Origin of the sequence: Prosthecobacter sp., assembly GCF_044226605.1 — a bacterium.
Taxonomy (GTDB): domain Bacteria; phylum Verrucomicrobiota; class Verrucomicrobiia; order Verrucomicrobiales; family Verrucomicrobiaceae; genus Prosthecobacter.
Window position 1 is genome coordinate 520,324 of sequence record NZ_JBGAGS010000001.1, and the last position, 17,341, is coordinate 537,664.

A 17,341-nucleotide genomic window follows, 5' to 3' on the forward strand; every position below is an offset into this window, starting at 1 on the left:
GACTGGTGATCAAGCCAGATCAAAGCGATCCAGGTTCATCACCTTGGCCCACGCGGCGACGAAGTCCCTCACGAACTTCTCCCCGCCGTCGGCGCATCCATAGACTTCCGCGAGTGCTCGCAGCTGGGAATTGGAGCCGAAGACGAGGTCAGTCCGCATGGCGGTCCACTTAGGTGTGCCGGTCTTGCGATCGACACCCGCGAAAGCATTGCCGCAGGGTGAGACGGACTTCCACTCCGTGTTCATGTCGAGCAGGTTCACGAAGAAGTCATTGGTGAGCGAGCCCACACGCTGCGTGAAGACACCATGTGACGAGCCATCGGCGTTGGTACCGAGGACACGCATGCCGCCGATGAGCACCGTCATCTCGGGCGCGGAGAGCGTGAGCAGCTGCGCTTTGTCGATGAGCAGCGCTTCGGCGGGCACGCTGTATTTGCCTTTGAGGTAGTTGCGGAAGCCATCGGCAATCGGTTCCAGCACCGCAAAGGATTCCACGTCCGTCTGCTCCTGCGAGGCGTCTGTGCGGCCCGGCGCGAAAGGCACCGTGACCGTGTGACCGGCATTTTTCGCCGCCTGTTCGACGCCAACGCAACCGGCCAGCACAATCAAATCGGCGAGCGAAACCTGTTTACCGCCGCTGGCTGACTTGTTGAATGCATTCTGAACCCCCGTGAGAGTTTCGAGCACCTTCGCGAGCTGCTGCGGCTGATTGACCTCCCAATCCTTCTGGGGTGCGAGGCGAATGCGCGCGCCATTGGCACCACCTCGCTTGTCGGAGCCACGGAAGGTGGACGCAGAGGCCCATGCGGTGCTCACGAGTTGCGAGACTGACAGGCCAGATGCGGCAATCTGTGTCTTGAGTGAGGCGATTTCCGCCTCGCTGATCGACGGGTGATTTGCTGCAGGGATGGGGTCCTGCCAGATGAGTTCCTCCTGCGGAACTTCCGGGCCGAGATAACGCGCGCGTGGGCCCATGTCACGATGGGTCAGCTTGAACCACGCACGGGCGAACGCGTTTGCGAACTCCTCTGGATGCGCCAGAAAGCGTCGGGAGATCTTCTCGTAGGCCGGATCAAAGCGCAGGGCCAGATCGGTGGTGAGCATCGTCGGCAGACGCTTCTTCGAAGAATCGTGCGCGTCGGGAACCGTGGCTTCAGCGCCCTTGGCCACCCATTGCTGCGCACCCGCCGGGCTCTTGGTGAGTTCCCATTCATACTTGAACAGGTTTTCGAAGAAGTAATTGCTCCACTTCGTCGGTGTCTGCGACCAGGTGACTTCGAGGCCGCTGGTGATCGCGTCACCGCCTTTGCCCGTGCCGAAACGGCTCTTCCAGCCCATGCCTTGTTCCTCGAGATCGGCGGCTTCGGGTTCAGAGCCCACCATTCCCGCATCGCCAGCGCCGTGAGTTTTGCCGAAGGTGTGACCTCCGGCGATGAGCGCCACGGTCTCTTCGTCGTTCATCGCCATGCGGCCGAAGGTGTCGCGAATATCGCGGGCGGAGGCCACAGGGTCGGGCTTGCCGTCCGGACCTTCAGGATTCACGTAGATCAACCCCATCTGAACTGCTGCGAGCGGATTCTCAAGGTCACGTGTGTGCGGCACTTTGCTGTCATCGTCCTTCACAAGAACGCCGTGGCTTTCATCGACTCCTGGAGATCCCTGCGAGTAGCGGATGTCACCTCCCAGCCACTTGGTTTCGCGGCCCCAGTAGACATCATGATCCGGCTCCCAGGTGTCCTCACGTCCGCCACCGAAACCGAAGGTTTTGAAGCCCATGGTTTCGAGGGCGACATTGCCTGTGAGGATCATGAGATCGGCCCAGGAAATTTTACGGCCATACTTCTGTTTGATCGGCCACAGCAGGCGGCGCGCCTTGTCCAGGCTCACATTGTCCGGCCAGCTGTTGAGCGGTGCAAAGCGTTGCTGCCCTCTCCCCCCGCCGCCGCGACCATCGCCCGTGCGGTAGGTGCCGGCGCTGTGCCATGCCATGCGGATGAAGAGCGGGCCGTAGTGGCCGAAGTCCGCCGGCCACCAGTCCTGCGAGTCCGTCATCAGCTTCGCGAGGTCTTGTTTCAGCCCTGCATAGTCAAGGCTCTGGAACTCCTTGGCGTAATCGAAGTCCCCGCCCATTGGGTCGGACTTCGAGGAATGCTGATGCAGAAGATCGACTTTCAACTGCTTCGGCCACCAGTCCCGGTTGGTGGTGCCGCCGCCGGCGGTTTGGTGAAACGGGCATTTGGATTCGGTCGTCATGGCTCTCTCCTTGGTTGGTTGAAGTGAATTCCGTGGATGCGCTCCATTGTGCAGCAATGCGATGCCGCCGGTCAACTGCGGCCTGTCACGAATCTTAAACGAAGCGCGGACCGCAAGGGACGCCGTACATGCGCCGAAACATTGATAAAGACGCAACCCGACGCCTCGTTTAGAAACGCGTCACTCCATCCCCAACCACCATGCCCCGCACCGCTCTCTGCCTTGGCCTGTCGCTGCTCACCTTCTCGCTTTCTCTCCGTGCCGAGGCCCCGCCCGAAGGCTTCAAGGCCATCTTCAATGGCAAAGACCTCACCGGCTGGAGCGGCGGCAGCACCTGGTGGTCCGTCGAAGACGGCTGCCTCACCGGCGTGACCGATGGCAAGCTCGACTACAACCGTTTCATCACCTGGAAAGACGGCAAGGTGAAAAACTTCGAACTCCGCGTCAAAGTGAAAGCCACCAAAGGCGGGAACAGCGGCCTGCAGTATCGCGGCCTGGAGCGCCCGGATCTCGGCGAATGGGTTGTCACTGGCTACCAGTGCGATGTGGTACCCGACAAGGACGACTACAACGGCATGCTCTACGAAGAGCGCGGCCGCCGCATCCTTGCCCACACCGGAGAAAAAGTCATCATCGACACCCAGGCGCAGCCCTGGGTGGTCGGCAAATTCCCCATCCAGAGCTTCCCCTCCGATCAATGGCACGACTACCGCGTCCTCGTTGAGGGCAATCATCACCAGCACTGGATCGATGGCGTGCAAACCGTGGACGTCATCGACCTCGACGAAAAAGGACGCGCTCTCGAAGGTGTCATCGCCGTCCAGGTGCATCGCGGCCCCGTCATGAAGATTCAGTACAAAGATTTTTTCCTCAAGAGCCTGCCAGACAATTTGCCCCTTACCACCGCCTCCCAGGCCCCGGTCCCGGCAGATGCCGTCAAGGTTGTCCCGCAAGGAGCACCGGTGAAAAAAGACACCAAATAGAGTGTGCCCTTTTCAAGCTTAAGGTTCCAATGCAGCAGTTTGGCGTGACTTCATGACGCGAATGTGTCAAACACAGGGCCCGAAACTGACCATTATTAATCAATCACCTTTTCCACCCATGACATCGACCTCGTTCACTCGCCGCAGCTTCCTCGGCACAGCCCTCACCGCCGCTACAGGCCTCACCTTCCCCCGTCTTGCCTCTGCTGCGGACAAACCGAATTCGGTCTTCGGCGGCGTGCGCATCGGCTGCATTACCTATAGCTACCGCAGCATGGCCAAGACCGCCGAAGAAACGCTCAAGGCGCTGCTCGAAGATGGCCTCAGCGAGACCGAACTGATGGGCGGCCCCATCCAAGACTTCACGGGCATCAAAGGCAAAGCCACCGACGCCGAGCGTGAGCAGCAGCTCGCGAAGTGCCGTGAGCTGCGCAAAATGTACAACGATGCAGGCGTCAACATCCACATCCATAAGATGGGCTTCGGGCAGTCGGATGAAGAAATCGACTTCAGCTTCCTCGTGGCCAAGGCGCTGGGTTGCACGGGCGTGACCACCGAACGCAACGCCATCCTCGCCGCGCGTCTCGCGCCTTTTGCCGACAAGCACAAGATCTGGGTCGGCTTTCACAACCACACCAACAACCTTCCTGAGATGGACAAGTTCGACTCCATCCTGGAACTCGGCCAGTACATCGGCTTGAACCTCGACATCGGCCACTACGTCGCCGGCACGAAGGGCAAGTCTCCCATCCCTGTGCTGGAGAAGTACCACGACCGCATCACAAATCTGCACCTCAAGGACCGCACCGCCGACGGCGGCAATGTCCCCTGGGGCCAGGGCCAGACCCCGATCAAGGAAGTGCTGCAGCTCATGAAAAAAGAGAAGTGGACCTTCCCCGCCGAGGTCGAGCTGGAATACAAAATCCCTGAGGGCTCTGACGCTATCGCTGAGGTGAAGAAGTGCGTGCAGTATTGCAAAGAAGCGCTGGCGTAAGCCGAGCCTTGCTCCTTTCAGAAAGTCACGTCCTCGGAGTCGCTTGATGCGGCTCCGAGGCCTGTTGTTTTGGAGAACGCTGCAAAGTGCAGGGCGGAGAGACGCTCGGTCACGGAATCTTGAGCAGCTCCTGTTCCGTCCACGAATCGGTGCGTCGCGCTTCCTTTTCGCGGACCGCTTTGAGAAAGTCCGGTGAGATGGGCTCCGCACCATGCTCCCACTCACGTCGGAGATAAGTGAGAATGGCCGCCAGAGGTTCATCGCCCAAAGCGCCCAGCGGAGGCATGTCGAGCTGGTAACGCGTCTTTTTGACCGTGATGTAGCCGCGCACGCCGTGGAGGACGATGCGACTGAGCCGGTCGGGCGAGCCATTGACCCATTCGGAATCAATCAGCGGTGGGGCGATGCCAGCGAGGCCTGAACCACTGGGCTGATGGCAGCCAGCGCAGATGCCGGAGTACAGCGCCTTGCCCATCTCAAAACGGCTTTGCTCATCAGCCGTCAGCGGACGCGGTGGCTTGAACCCGGCGGGCGCAGGCTTGCCCGGCCAGGTCAGCATGGCCTCCACCTTTTCGGTGCCGGGAGTGTCGAGAAAAGCAGGTCTGGCTTCGAGCTTCACTTTCCGGCGCGTGAAGTCCGCCGAATTGGCGGTGAAGCCAGCGAGCAGCGTTTTGCGAGGTGTGGCACCGGCCTTTTCCGCGAGTGCCAGGAACCGCGAGACACGGGCTGGATTGCGTTCGCTGGCCACACAGCCCGCCAGGCCTAGGATCAGAGTTTTGCCGCTTCCAGTGGCCACGCAATGCTCCAGCAGTTCCAACTCGCGGCCTTTGACCCCGCTGAGGATGGCTTCGGTCAGATAGGGGTGATCGGGCACGCGGCTGGCCATCGCAGCCATGGCCAGATCGGCCGCCGAGTCCTGGCACTCGCCAAGCGTCAGGGCGATTTGTGTCTGCACCTGCGAATCCGGTTCGGTGGCGGAGAGGGCGATGAGCCTGGTCACCACAGCAGCGCGCTTTTCCCCGGCCAGGAAAACTTCAGCGATGCGCAGGGCACTGTTGCGCACGCGGGCATCGACGTCAGCGAGCGCTGCCTCGATCACCGGCCAGGTGGTCTTGCCCATGCCATCGAGCGTCCACAAGGCATGCAGGCGGCCGAGCGCGACATCGCTGCGCGCGAGAGCTTCCAGTGCGGGGACAACCCCTGCATCCGCACGCTCGACAAGCAGGCGCTGGGCGGTTTCCCGGTGCCAGGAATTGGTGTGAGCGAGGATGGGGACGAGCTCTGCATTGCCAAGCTTCGCCAGATTGGGTGCAGGACGTGTCTTGGCATTTTCAGGAACGATGCGCCAGATCCGCCCCAGGCCGCGTGGATTCACAAGATCGTGCTCCTGGATGTACTTTTCCAGATAGGGACTGAGCGAGATGCGGTGCTGGATGATGCCCCGGTAAAAATCCACGACGTAAAGCGCTCCATCGGGTCCCGTGGTCATGCTTACAGGACGAAAGCGCTCATCCGTGGACGCGAGAAACTCACGCTGATCGTAGGCTTCACGCGCCACGAGCCGGCCTTTTTCGAGGGTGACAATGTCTCGCTTCACGAGATGCAGGGCCGGCTCGCAGGCGAAGGCATTGCCAAGAGCATCAGCCGGGAAGAGATCGCCTCGGTAAATCCAGGGTGAGCACGCAGCGGTAAAGTTCTTCAGTTTGTGACCCGCCATGTTCTCAGGAATGTAGGCGCGGTTCGTGCCGGGGGTCACACGGATGGGCCACACGGCCTGGTTCACCGGCGGGCTGATGCGGCCTCCTGACCTCTCATAATTCGGATTGCGCAGACGGTAATGGGAGGGCCACATGTCTCCCTGCAAGTGGCCGGAGTTGTAGTTGTAAAAGAGACGGCAAAAGTCATCCTGACTGAGTCCATATTGTCCGCGCACGGACGAGAGGCTGCGTTCGAAGGCGCCAGCGCCGCGCCAGCGAAAACGCGCCGCGTATTCCGCAAAGTAGATCCAGTTGTCCAGCGCCCAGAGCGGCGAGTTCGCGCCATGTTCCGGGTTCGCCAGTTCGGGGCGGCCAGGGATGGTTTGTGCGCCAGCATCCTTGGCCACCTCGATCTTCTCATCCGCCTTGTCATCGCCATTCTTGTCCGGGCAATACCACAGCATCGGCGGTGCGCCCACCAGCGCGCCTTCGCCAATCGGCAGGACCGTGCGGGGCATGATGAGTTGATCGAGAAAGACCTTGCTTTCATCGAAGCGCCCGTCGCCATCGGTGTCCTTGAGAATCACGATCCGGCCCACCGGCTCATCCTCACGATTGCCCTGAATGTCCGGCATGTACCCGAGCATCTCCACCACCCAAAGCCGCCCATCCGGACCAAACTGCGCAAAGATCGGATCCCCCACCAGCGGCTCACTGGCTGCCAGTTCCACCCGGTAGCCCGGTGCCACCCGGAAGGTTTTCAATTCCTCATCCGCAGACAAAGCCCGCGTGTCCGGAACAAGCTCCGCCGGCACCAGCGAGGGCGGCACCTTCCCCATTCCGTCCCCATTTTGGGCGTGGACCGTTGAGACAAAAAACAAGACAGGCAGAGCGAGGATCCGGGAGAGAGGGTTGCGTGTGAAATTCATGGGTGGCTGCGAACGCGGCTTTCATTCCAATACGACCATGCACCCTGTGATCTTTAGCACTGTAAGCCAATCGCAGTGCGCTTCGCTCATTGCTTGCCAGCACTCAGCCCCTTGACCCGCAGTCGCCAATACGCGGCGAGGTAGTGGATGTGATTCTCGCACCAGAAGGCGTCGCGATAGTCGTCGCCGCGGACGAAGGGTGAGAGCTTCGCGAGAGGCTGGCCGCGGCGGAGGTGATAGAAGTGGGCGCGGTCTTTCACGGCGGCGAGGCAGCGCTGGGCGAGCTGGTCGTAGTTCGCATCAGGGACGAGCGTGTGGGCGAGGGCGAAGTAGTCGGCGCAGTAGGCGTTCATGTCGTAGCGCTTGATTTCATCGGCTTCGTCGAGACCACGAGCGAGCAGATCAGCTTGGTGGCGGATGGCGGGCATCCAGAGGGTGTCGAGGTCGGGGCGCAGGGTGCGCAGCTCGTTCAGGCAGAGCAGCGGGATGCCGTGCATGGTGGCGCCGATGGGTTTGTCCGGGTGCTGGAGCGTGTCTTTAAGCTGCAACCATGTGTCGAAACTGCGCTTCGGTTTGTCGCCGGGCCGCCAGGTCTCGGCGAGCGCGTGGAGGTAGAGGAAGTAGGCCGCGGCCATGGGGTGCCAGTCGAGCCGCTTCCACCAGATGGGGCGGCCGAAATAGACGCCGCAGTGGTCGTGATCATACCACCAGTCGGAGAAGGAAACGATGATGTCCTCGATCTGCCGCTTTTCCTCTTCCGTGGCGAGCGTGCGATGGTAGGCGTGCAGGCCGAGCGTGATGTCGGCGTATTGGTCGGCGCTGCATTCCTCGATGCAGGCGACGGCGCGAATGCCGCCGTAGGGCTTAGGAAACCAGCCGCGTCCGCCGCCACCGAGCCCCTGCGCCGCAGCGGCGTTATTCCAAAGCGTCACGATGGCGGCGACGGTGCGCCGGGCGAGTTCGCGCGTGGAGGCATCGCCGGTGGCCTGCGCCTTGAGGCAAAGCGCTACGAGGTAGGCTCCGCTCGCCTCGCCAGCGTTTTCGTAGTTCATGAACACCGGCTTGAGGGCGTTCGGGATCGCCGCGTGCTCGACGCGACCGCCCCGGCCATCCGGCCGCTCCTTCACGTCCTCCGGCGTGAGCGGCTTCATCGTTCGGCCGTTCACGCTACCTCGCAAAAAGCCGTCTTCATCCCGAAACACCCGCTCGATCACCGCCTGCGCGGTCGCCTCGATTTGTGTCTCGTCCGCGCCATAATGCAGCGGTGGGAAATCACCTCGGAAATGGTCCTGTGTCACCGTGATGTCCTGAGCTTCGGCGAGCAGCGGCAGCAGCAGAGCGAACATGGGGACGATGAGAGCAAGTAAGCGCTGCATAGGCTGACTACGGACGAGAGCGGCTCGTTCCTGCGGGTGCCGATGAAGGGAGCGCGGGCACTCTTGCCCGCCTCATTCAAATGGCGGCGAAGCCGCAAGGATAAAAGCAGACAGGGGTGTCCGCCCTCCTCTCGATCAGCGCCCACCACGGACCTAGCCCAAACTCTTGCTGAGCTCCGCATGCGCCGCCGCCACGGCGGCCTCGAGCTCGCGGGCCTTTGAGTAGCGCGCTGCAAAGCTTCCCGGCTCTTCCGAGCCGAGGAGCAAATGCCGTGCCTCGGCCACCAGCGCATCCATTCGCTCCGTAGTGATCGGCGGCTTTTCCTCCATCGCCTCGTCGATCACCACGACCAGTTGCGAGAGCTGCCGCAGCCACGCAAAGCGCTCGTGCTCCATCAGCAGCTGTAAAAACTGCATCGGAGATGCGATCACATTTCCTTCCTTCTCATACGCCGCCCGCTCGGCATTCATGAGCAGCTTGTGCAGGTTAAGAAGCTGATTGCGAAGAGCTGGCAGAGGGTGGTCTTTCATGGCTGTTCAATAAGGCAGACCCAATTTGAAACGGCGCTGCGGCAAATCGAGTTGCGAAATTCGAACCCGCATCATGTACCGCTGGACGGAGATGACACCTTCCATTCCCGGCTTTTGTAGTCGTATATCAATGACGGAACATCAGGGCTGGGAGCCTCTATGATTTCAGGCAGAACCTGTCCGGGATGGTCCATCACAAAGGGCTGATCGACATAGACATTCAGAATCCAGGCCTGGCCATGCAAATGTCCCGTGGCTGGAGAAATCTTCGCGGGGTCTGCCACTTTGGCAGCATAGACCTGATGGTAGCTGGGATTCGCCGCCAGAAAATCAGACAGGAGCCTTGTCGCCCGGGCCTCCGCCCTCCACAATCCGATGTGCAGCCAGCATGCGGGAATGAACGCCCCTACCAGCAGGATCATGGCGGCCTTTCTCTGCCACCGTCTCACGAGAAGCAGCAAGGGCCGGCCCCAGCAAAGCGCGGCAACTCCTCCGCCGCCGAGCAGAAACAAAAGGAGCGGATATCGCTTCCGTGAATCCAGCGAAAAGCCTCCGGCCGGCACATAAATCAAGCTCGCCATCAAGAACAGCAGCAGCATGGCCATCACCACTTTCTTGGCATGAGTTCGTTCGATTTCCCCGCCGCCGCTCGCGGCCGCGGGAGCCAGCCACACACCGACCACTCCTCCCACGATACCCAAGCCAAGACCGCCCCACTCCAAAGGCCACTCACTGGCGGCGATCTGCCACAGCTCACGACTGGAAAAAGGTGCCCAGATGTCCAGCCAGTGCCGGAGATTGACCAGCGGACTCAGCAAAGAGGGCCAGTGGAAATGGGGCTCCATATACAGATGGTGATCCGTTGGCTTCCAGATCAAGTACGCAGCCAGATACATGCATGCCATCAGTGGAGGAATCCAGCGAACGGATGGCTTCAACCACGTCTTCCAGGGCTCTGGCCGGGTGTTCATCAGCCACGCCGCCCCCGCCACAAAAGACAGGGCGAAGAGCAGATGATCATGCAACAGCAGCGATGCCGCAAAAATAAGCCCCCACGCCAGCCAGGCCCATTTAGAAATGGCATCCGTTTGCAGAAACATCCAGATTGATCCCCACAGGACCAGTGAATTGAGGATGTAAGGCACCGCGGACAACCACGTCAGGGCTTGGAAGCCCAAAGGCGAGCAAGCCGCGAGGACTGCCAGCCACAAAACCCCGCTCCGAATTCCACACAGGCGGCAGAGTACAATGTAGAAAAGCTGACAGGTCAGGATATGCGCGCAGATGGCGAGCAGCCCCGGCAGCCATGGGCCGCAATTCAAGATCCATCCGACCGTGCCATGCTGCAAAAGCCGCCAGAAGCCCCGTTCCTGAAAGGCATTGCCCAGATACTCCATGACGCCGGACCGGGCCATTTGGGACAAGGGATAATCATCCAGGGCCCAGACATACGCCTGCATCATGGGGAGATAGGCCATCAGCCCTGTCCATGCGATCAGAAGCAACGGCCTTGTCAGCCGTCGCAAGTGATCCCTCAGACCGATGGGCGCTTTTATCCCCGGTTGTCCTCGAAGACGGCGCCCTAAGGGGGTGGCGATAGAGAATGAGAGGAAGCTGGGCAAGGCGGCGAGAATGCTAGCAATTCATTTATTCTGAATGCTAGGCAAAATGCCGCTCGAAAGCCAGCTTAATGAAACATCATGTTATTTATGATACTCTTGTAGCGCCCGCACCTGCACGTCACTGCCCTGCAAGGACTTGATCGCCCGCAGTGCCGCATCGGCGCCACGCAGGGTGGTCATGATCGGAATGCGGTTTTGCATGGAGGCGGTGCGGATCTTGATCTCATCCTCCCGTGGGTTTTTGCCGCTGGGCGTGTTGATCACGAGGGCCATGTCCTTGTTCTTCATCAGGTCGATGACGTTGGGGCGCTGGCCACTGGCGAGTTTGGGCAGGATGTTGACGGGAATACCGGCCTCGCTGATGACGCTGCCAGTGCCGCTGGTGGCGTAAAGAGTGAAGCCCAGATCGGCATAACCTTTGGCGATGCGGACCACATTCGGGCGGTCGGATTCCTTGACGCTGATGAAGACATTGCCCTTCGTCGGCAGGGTGCCGCCGGCGGCCATCTGGCTCTTGGCAAAGGCCATGCCCAGATCGTCATCGATGCCCATGACTTCGCCGGTGCTCTTCATTTCCGGGCCGAGGATGATGTCCACGCCCAAGAATTTGCTGAAGGGGAAGACGGCTTCCTTCACGCTATGATGCTTCGGATGCACTTCTTCGGTGAAGCCGAGTTCCTTCAAAGTCTTGCCAGCCATGATTTTGGCGGCCAGCTTGGGCAGCGGCACGCCGATGGCCTTGCTCACGAACGGAGCGGTGCGGGAGGCACGTGGGTTTACTTCGATGACATACAAATCATCGCCCTTCACAGCGAGCTGCATGTTCATCAAGCCGCGCACGCCAAGGGCTTTGGCCAGCTTCTTGGCGGCATCGCGGATGCGGTCCTGCATGGCAGGGGTGAGGCTGAAGGGCGGGATGACGCAGGCGCTGTCGCCCGAGTGGATGCCAGCTTCTTCGATGTGCTCCATGATCGCGCCGATCACCGTGGTTTCGCCATCGCTGATGCAATCGACATCCACTTCCGTCGCGTCTTCCAGGAAGCGGTCCACCAGCACCGGTCGGTCCGGAGTGGCTTCCACGGCGTTCTTCATGTAGTGGGTCAGTTCGGCATCGCTGTAAACGATCTGCATGGCGCGACCACCGAGCACGAAGCTCGGACGCACCAGGCTTGGGTAGCCAATCTTCGCGGTGATGGCCAGGGCTTCCTCCAGCGACGTAGCGGTGCCGCTGGAGGCCTGCGCGAGGCCGAGATCATCGAGGAGCTTGGCGAACATCTTGCGATCTTCCGCCAGCTCAATGTTCTTCGGTGAGGTGCCGATGATGCGGACGCCATTTTCCTCCAGCCCCTTGGCGAGATTCAGCGGCGTCTGCCCGCCGAACTGCACAATGACGCCCATCACCTGATCGTGCTTGTTTTCACGCTCATAGATGTTCAGCACGTCCTCCAGTGTCAGCGGTTCAAAGTAGAGTTTGTCGCTGGTGTCGTAGTCGGTGGAGACGGTCTCTGGGTTTGAGTTGACCATGATGGTCTCATAGCCCAGCTCACGCAGCGCGAAGGAAGCGTGCACGCAGCAGTAGTCGAACTCGATGCCCTGGCCGATTCGGTTTGGCCCGCCACCGAGAATCATGACCTTCTTGCGGTCGTTGTCCCGCACTTCGTCTTCGACGCCGTAAGTGCTGTAGTAGTAGGGCGTGTAAGCCTCGAACTCGGCTGCACAAGTGTCCACCAGGCGGTAAGTCGGCTTCACGCCATACTTGAGGCGACCATCCCGAATGCACTTCTCCGGCACGCCGAAGCTGTGTGCAATCTGCCGGTCAGAGAAGCCCATGCGTTTCCATTTGCGCATCGCGGAGACGAGCACGGCCGCCTTCTTTTCTTCCGTGCGCTCCGCCTCTGGAATCTGGCTGATCAACGCCTCGCCGGACCGGCTCGGAATCAGCAGGTCTTCCTTCACAATCTCCTCAATCTGCCGCAGGAACCAGCGGTCAATCTTGGTCAGATCAAACACACGGTCCACGCTCCAGCCCTTGGCAAAAGCCTGGGCAAGGAAGAAGATGCGCTCGGCATTCGGCACAGTGAGCTTGGTGGTCAGCGTCTCGTCATCCACCACTTTATCCGCGCCATCGCCGATGAGGCCGAAGCGCTTGATCTCGAGGCTGCGCAGCGCTTTCTGCAGAGACTCCTTGAAGGTGCGGCCGATGGCCATGGCCTCGCCCACGGACTTCATCTGCGTGGTCAGCGTCTCGTCGGCGCCCGGGAATTTTTCAAAGGTGAAGCGCGGCACCTTGGTGACGACATAGTCGATCGACGGCTCAAAGCTCGCGGGCGTCTCGCGGGTGATGTCGTTCTTCAGTTCGTCCAGCGTGAAGCCGACGGCCAGCTTGGCAGCGATCTTCGCGATCGGGAAACCGGTGGCCTTGGAGGCCAGCGCGGAACTGCGGCTCACGCGCGGATTCATCTCGATGACGATCATGCGCCCCGTGTCCGGGTGAATGGCGAACTGGATGTTGGATCCGCCTGTCTCCACGCCGATCTCACGGATACAGGCGAAGGAGAAGTCACGCATGATCTGGTACTCGCGATCTGTGAGCGTCTGAATAGGAGCCACGGTGATCGAGTCCCCGGTATGCACCCCCATGGGGTCGAGGTTTTCGATGGAGCAGATGATCACGCAGTTGTCCGCCTTGTCCCGCATGACCTCCATTTCAAACTCCTTCCAGCCGAGAAGGGACTCCTCAATTAGCACCTCGCTTACTGGAGAGAGATCCAGCCCGCGGGCGGTGATGCTCTCGAATTCTTCCTTGTTGTAGGCGATGCCACCGCCTGTGCCGCCCAAAGTATAGGCCGGGCGGATGATGAGCGGCATGGTGCCGATTTCCTCGGCAATGACGCGCGCCTCCTCGATCGTGTGGGCCACCCCGGACTGCGGCAGGTCCAGCCCGATCTTGAGCATGGCGTTTTTGAAAAGCAGGCGGTCCTCGCCCTTTTCGATGGCATCCGGCTTGGCGCCGATCATGCGCACGCCATGCTTTTCCAGCGTGCCGGCACGATGCAGTGCCATGGCGCAGTTCAGGGCGGTCTGGCCGCCAAGGGTGGGCAGCAGGACGTCCGGTTTTTCCTTGATGATGATCTTTTCGACCATCTCCGGGGTGATCGGCTCGATGTAGGTGCGGAAGGCAAACTCCGGATCCGTCATGATCGTGGCCGGATTGGAGTTGATGAGCACCACTTCGTATCCCTCCTCGCGCAGGGCCTTGCAGGCCTGGACGCCGGAGTAGTCAAATTCACAGCCTTGGCCGATGACAATGGGGCCGGAACCGATGACGAGGATGCGATGGATGGTGGTGTCTTTGGGCATGGGTGAGGTAGGAAATGGCGAAATCCGAATGCGGAACGGCGAAGGTCGGAAGTTGGGTGGGTGAAAGCGTATGATCTGGGCGCTTTCAGGGCGAAGGAGCCACCGGCCGGCAGACCAGTGCTACGGCATCGCGGGGCCGGAAAGCGCGGCATCTTGCACAGTCGGTGCGGTGCGTCAAACGCGGGGGTGGAAAAGACGCGAAATTGCCCGCCCTGCGGAGGTTTTTCCGCCTATTTTCGCCTCATCGGCTCAATTCACGATGATTTTGAAGCCGATGTCCCTGTATGCAGCGATCATCTCCCTGGCAATTTGTGAATAACTGCGGCCGTCGAGCAAGAGGTCCAGGTGTTTGAATGGGGCGGTGTTGCTGTCCATGTCCGGAGGCGGGAAGTCGGCGGGATAGCTGAAGCGGCCGTCCGCAGAGTGTTTCACCCGGGGATCCTTGAAAAAGGTGTGCAGCGCTTCGGTCTCCCCATAGACAGCATCCATGAACTTGATGAAGCGGGTGCCCTTTTTGTCTCCGTCCAGATGGCAGAAAAAATACACCGCCAGCACGGAGCGGAAATAGAGCTCCCCCATCTTCGTGTTGGAGCTTTCCGCGATGCCGCTCCAGGAGTCTTCATTCATCGTCATGTGCTTTTCCAGGCTCCCGATGTCGAGGGTGAAACCATTCTTCTGCATCTCCAGAATGTGATCTCGCAGACCCTTTTGATGGGCGTCTGCGCGAAATTTCCCGGCATTGTAGGGCAGCATCTCCGTGTATTCGGCCGTGCCTTCCGTGACCCACACCGGCAGAAAAATCATGTAATTGTCCATCACCTGATGGGTGATCTCGTGGATCAAAGTGCCGCCATCGTAGTTGTCATCCTTCGCATAGGTTTTGCCCAGCTGCTTGAGGCCGATGCTGGGGAAGGGAACGCGAAAAATTTTGTCGCTGGTGAAATAGACCCCTCCGGAATTCTCGGGTCCGCCTGCGTCGGTGTAGTCCTTCCGCGTCTCAAACAACTGGGCCTTGTAGCGCTCGAACCCCTCAGGTGGCCGGCAGACGACTCCCCATGGCAGGGAGGAAACCAGTGACTTGGTGGCCTCGAAGGTGCGGGCAACCTCCTTCATCACACTGCCGGCAAGCTTTGCCTGGGAGGTGAATTCAAAGCCCTCGGAACGGTACACAAACTTCCGTGCTGCAGGATTCTCCTCCACGATTTGAATCTCAACCGACTTGGTAGGCACGACGACATTTTCCGGCCAGCTGCGCTTCTCGGCGGGGAGGCGTGCCATTGACGCAGCCGTCACCGCAGGGGTGACACCTTGCACTGTGGCTGGAACTGTCGGGGCCGCAGCTGACGCCTGTCTCTTTATAAAAGCCTGGTCCTCGGCGCAGAGTCGGGAGATGGGGAGTGTATGCTCTTTTCCGTCTGCCACTCTCAATGTCACATTGTCAGCAGTGGCTCGTACAAAATCGGCCTGGATCACACGGCCCTGCACGTCTTTCCAAGGGCGCATCCCCTCCCCTTGTGCAGAGACACTGATTGCGACACAAGCAGTCACTATGAAGAGGCTAAGGTTGGCAGGCTTCATGGAACTTCTGAATATCATAGGAAGGGAAATTAGGCAAGACGGGGCTGCATTTCATGCGAGAATCAGCCGCGTGGCCCGCCTCCTGCTTGGCAAATAGGCCGCGCTGGTTTTTGTGCCCCTACTTTTTCGATGGTTCCCGTCTCTCCCCAAACTCCCCGCGCACTCCTGCATGTTTTTAATCGTTACCTGTTCCGGGGTGGCGAAGAATTGATCGCAGACAAAATCCATGCGGACCTTTCCACCCGGCACGACATGACGTGGTGCCAGTTTGACAGCGCGGAGTGGACTGGGGACCAGGCCCCCTCCAAGTTCGATCAAGCCCGGCGCATGTTTTATAACCGAAACGCACGCCAGCGTTTCGAGACCGCCTTGGATGCCAGCGCCGCCGGTGCCGCGGTGTTTCACAATGTACACCCTGTTGGCTCGCCCTCCCTGTATCACGCCGCTTTGAAGCACGGGCTGCCGGTCGTGCAGTTTCTGCATAACTTCCGTCCCTTTTCTGTCAGCGGCACGCTCCAGATCCACGGAAAGCTCACGCCGGACGCCCTGTATGGCAGCTACTGGAAAGAGGTGCGCGCGGGAGCCTGGCAGGACTCCGTGGTCAAGAGCGCGCTGTTCGCCCTCATGTTAAAGGCGCTGCACCGCAGCGGCTGGCTGAAAAGCGTCAAGGCCTGGGTGGCCGTCTCAGACTTCATGCGTGAAAAGCTGGTCTCCACCGGCGCACTGCCTGCAGCACGGGTGCACACCCTGCGCCATGCCTGGACGCCCATGCCCCAGCTGCCTGCCCTTGAAGACGCCGGCTATTACCTTTTCATCGGCCGCCTCGCAGAAACCAAAGGTGTCATCCCGCTGCTGGATGCCTGGGATGAACTCCATCGTCAGCTCGGAAAGAACACGCCCCTTCTCCATATTGCTGGTGAAGGGCCGCTGAATGCCACCGTGCAGCAGCGGCTGCGCACCAATCCTTACATCGGCCAGCTTGGACACATTGGCGGAGAGACAAAGCGCGAGGCACTCCGTCGCTGCCGCGCGGTCATCGTGCCTTCGACCTGGTGGGAGCCGCTCGGCCTCGTGGTGTATGAAGCGTATGACTATCGCAAACCCGTGCTTGCTGCGAAATCCGGCGGCTTGTGCGAGATCGTCCAGCATGGTGCCACAGGTTTGCAGCATGAACCTGGAGATGTACGCGGCATCGTGGAGGACGTTCTTACCATGGAGGCAACGCCTGCCACCGCTCGTCAGATCATCGGCAGTGCCGGACGTCAATGGCTCCTGCGCGAAACAAGCACTCAGCTCTGGCTTCAACGGTTTGAAGAAATTCTGGGCACCGCGATGCAAAACTAAGCAAACGGCCGCCTTTCACACGCAGAGCGCCCGGCCATCAAAGCCGGCTGCAGGCCTCACTGCATGATCGTCACCCGTGTGCCTACGCTGGCATTCTGAAATATCGTCTCCGCCATGTCTCGCGGAAGACGGATGCAGCCATGGGAGGCGGGTGATCCAGGATTGGGAATCGCTCCTGCGTGCATTCCAACGCCGTAGCCGGTGATTCTCATCCAGTATGGCATCCTGGCTCCAACGAATCGCCCGCCGGGAGGGATGCGCGACACACCTGCGGTGGCGTTGCTGTTCACCACATCACCATTGGCATTCACAATCATTCCGTATCGATTGGAGCGCTTGTCGACAATCTTCTCCATGATACGGAAGGTACCAGTGGGAGAGCGAAAGCCGCTGCGCCCGGAGGCCACATAGGTCCAGCCTACATTTTGACCGCCTTTAAAAAGGTAGGCCTTCTGCTCACTAAGGTCGATGTTGACGCTAAGCGGACCGGGTTTGCTGCTCCCATTCCAAACATACAAGACAGGCTGAGAAGCCAGAGGCGGCATAATCATCAGCGGGCGTCGGGTCACCTCTCTGCGCGAGGAGAACAGAGGCATGTCCGGCATGGCACACTGACTCAAGAGCAGAACACCAATGGCAGATGCAAAAAGACGTGTGGCTTTCATAGCGACCAC

At 60.1% G+C, this 17,341-nt stretch carries 11 protein-coding genes; 3 read left to right on the top strand and 8 right to left on the bottom strand.

Annotated elements, in window-relative coordinates; translation table 11 throughout:
• Nucleotides 1-9 precede the first annotated feature (9 nt).
• The gene (gene katG, locus ACILSO_RS01870; protein ID WP_395735654.1) at nucleotides 10-2,253 is read right to left on the bottom strand and encodes a catalase/peroxidase HPI; all 2,244 of its coding nucleotides are present in this window, start codon (nucleotides 2,251-2,253) and stop codon (nucleotides 10-12) included.
• A gap of 200 nt (nucleotides 2,254-2,453) precedes the next feature.
• Here katG and ACILSO_RS01875 point away from each other — a divergent pair, with 200 nt between their 5' ends.
• Both ACILSO_RS01875 and ACILSO_RS01880 read left to right on the top strand, forming a co-directional pair.
• Nucleotides 2,454-3,236, top strand: coding sequence for a DUF1080 domain-containing protein (locus ACILSO_RS01875; protein ID WP_395735655.1), 783 nt, complete (start codon nucleotides 2,454-2,456; stop codon nucleotides 3,234-3,236).
• 118 nt (nucleotides 3,237-3,354) lie between these two features.
• Nucleotides 3,355-4,230, top strand: coding sequence for a sugar phosphate isomerase/epimerase family protein (locus ACILSO_RS01880; protein WP_395735656.1), 876 nt, complete (start codon nucleotides 3,355-3,357; stop codon nucleotides 4,228-4,230).
• Between the two features lie 109 nt (nucleotides 4,231-4,339).
• On the opposite strand, the gene ACILSO_RS01885 is transcribed toward ACILSO_RS01880, so the two are convergent.
• The 6 genes from ACILSO_RS01885 to ACILSO_RS01910 all read right to left on the bottom strand — a co-directional run bounded on the left by ACILSO_RS01885 (nucleotide 4,340) and on the right by ACILSO_RS01910 (nucleotide 15,023).
• Entirely contained in the window at nucleotides 4,340-6,856 is a 2,517-nt protein-coding gene (locus ACILSO_RS01885; RefSeq protein WP_395735657.1) for a c-type cytochrome, read from the bottom strand.
• Between the two features lie 86 nt (nucleotides 6,857-6,942).
• A complete protein-coding gene (locus ACILSO_RS01890; protein ID WP_395735658.1) occupies nucleotides 6,943-8,202 on the bottom strand; it encodes a hypothetical protein in 1,260 nt (419 codons plus the stop codon).
• 183 nt (nucleotides 8,203-8,385) lie between these two features.
• Entirely contained in the window at nucleotides 8,386-8,763 is a 378-nt protein-coding gene (locus tag ACILSO_RS01895) for a hypothetical protein (RefSeq protein WP_395735659.1), read from the bottom strand.
• 71 nt (nucleotides 8,764-8,834) lie between these two features.
• Nucleotides 8,835-10,385: a hypothetical protein gene (locus ACILSO_RS01900; RefSeq protein ID WP_395735660.1), complete on the bottom strand. Its 1,551-nt coding sequence runs from the start codon at nucleotides 10,383-10,385 to the stop codon at nucleotides 8,835-8,837.
• 81 nt (nucleotides 10,386-10,466) lie between these two features.
• Nucleotides 10,467-13,745, bottom strand: coding sequence for a carbamoyl-phosphate synthase large subunit (carB, locus tag ACILSO_RS01905; protein ID WP_395735661.1), 3,279 nt, complete (start codon nucleotides 13,743-13,745; stop codon nucleotides 10,467-10,469).
• Between the two features lie 249 nt (nucleotides 13,746-13,994).
• Nucleotides 13,995-15,023 (bottom strand): hypothetical protein, encoded by a 1,029-nt coding sequence (locus tag ACILSO_RS01910; protein ID WP_395735662.1) that lies wholly within the window; start codon nucleotides 15,021-15,023, stop codon nucleotides 13,995-13,997.
• Between the two features lie 552 nt (nucleotides 15,024-15,575).
• Here ACILSO_RS01910 and ACILSO_RS01915 point away from each other — a divergent pair.
• Nucleotides 15,576-16,667 (top strand): glycosyltransferase family 4 protein, encoded by a 1,092-nt coding sequence (locus tag ACILSO_RS01915; RefSeq protein ID WP_395735663.1) that lies wholly within the window; start codon nucleotides 15,576-15,578, stop codon nucleotides 16,665-16,667.
• A gap of 56 nt (nucleotides 16,668-16,723) precedes the next feature.
• Here the strand turns inward: ACILSO_RS01915 and ACILSO_RS01920 are convergent, their stop codons facing one another.
• Complete coding sequence (locus tag ACILSO_RS01920) at nucleotides 16,724-17,332, bottom strand: L,D-transpeptidase (protein WP_395735664.1); 609 nt, start codon at nucleotides 17,330-17,332, stop codon at nucleotides 16,724-16,726.
• Between the last annotated feature and the right edge of the window lie 9 nt (nucleotides 17,333-17,341).

Excerpts from the sequence above, each read along its gene's own strand:
- katG (WP_395735654.1), bottom strand. The coding sequence starts at position 2,253 with ATGACGACCGAATCCAAATGCCCGTTTCACCAAACCGCCGGCGGCGGC.
- ACILSO_RS01910 (WP_395735662.1), bottom strand. The coding sequence starts at position 15,023 with ATGGCACGCCTCCCCGCCGAGAAGCGCAGCTGGCCGGAAAATGTCGTC.
- ACILSO_RS01895 (WP_395735659.1), bottom strand. The coding sequence starts at position 8,763 with ATGAAAGACCACCCTCTGCCAGCTCTTCGCAATCAGCTTCTTAACCTG.
- ACILSO_RS01920 (WP_395735664.1), bottom strand. The coding sequence starts at position 17,332 with ATGAAAGCCACACGTCTTTTTGCATCTGCCATTGGTGTTCTGCTCTTG.
- ACILSO_RS01890 (WP_395735658.1), bottom strand. The coding sequence starts at position 8,202 with ATGTTCGCTCTGCTGCTGCCGCTGCTCGCCGAAGCTCAGGACATCACG.
- ACILSO_RS01915 (WP_395735663.1), top strand. The coding sequence starts at position 15,576 with ATGACGTGGTGCCAGTTTGACAGCGCGGAGTGGACTGGGGACCAGGCC.
- ACILSO_RS01885 (WP_395735657.1), bottom strand. The coding sequence starts at position 6,856 with ATGAATTTCACACGCAACCCTCTCTCCCGGATCCTCGCTCTGCCTGTC.
- carB (WP_395735661.1), bottom strand. The coding sequence starts at position 13,745 with ATGCCCAAAGACACCACCATCCATCGCATCCTCGTCATCGGTTCCGGC.
- ACILSO_RS01880 (WP_395735656.1), top strand. The coding sequence starts at position 3,355 with ATGACATCGACCTCGTTCACTCGCCGCAGCTTCCTCGGCACAGCCCTC.
- ACILSO_RS01875 (WP_395735655.1), top strand. The coding sequence starts at position 2,454 with ATGCCCCGCACCGCTCTCTGCCTTGGCCTGTCGCTGCTCACCTTCTCG.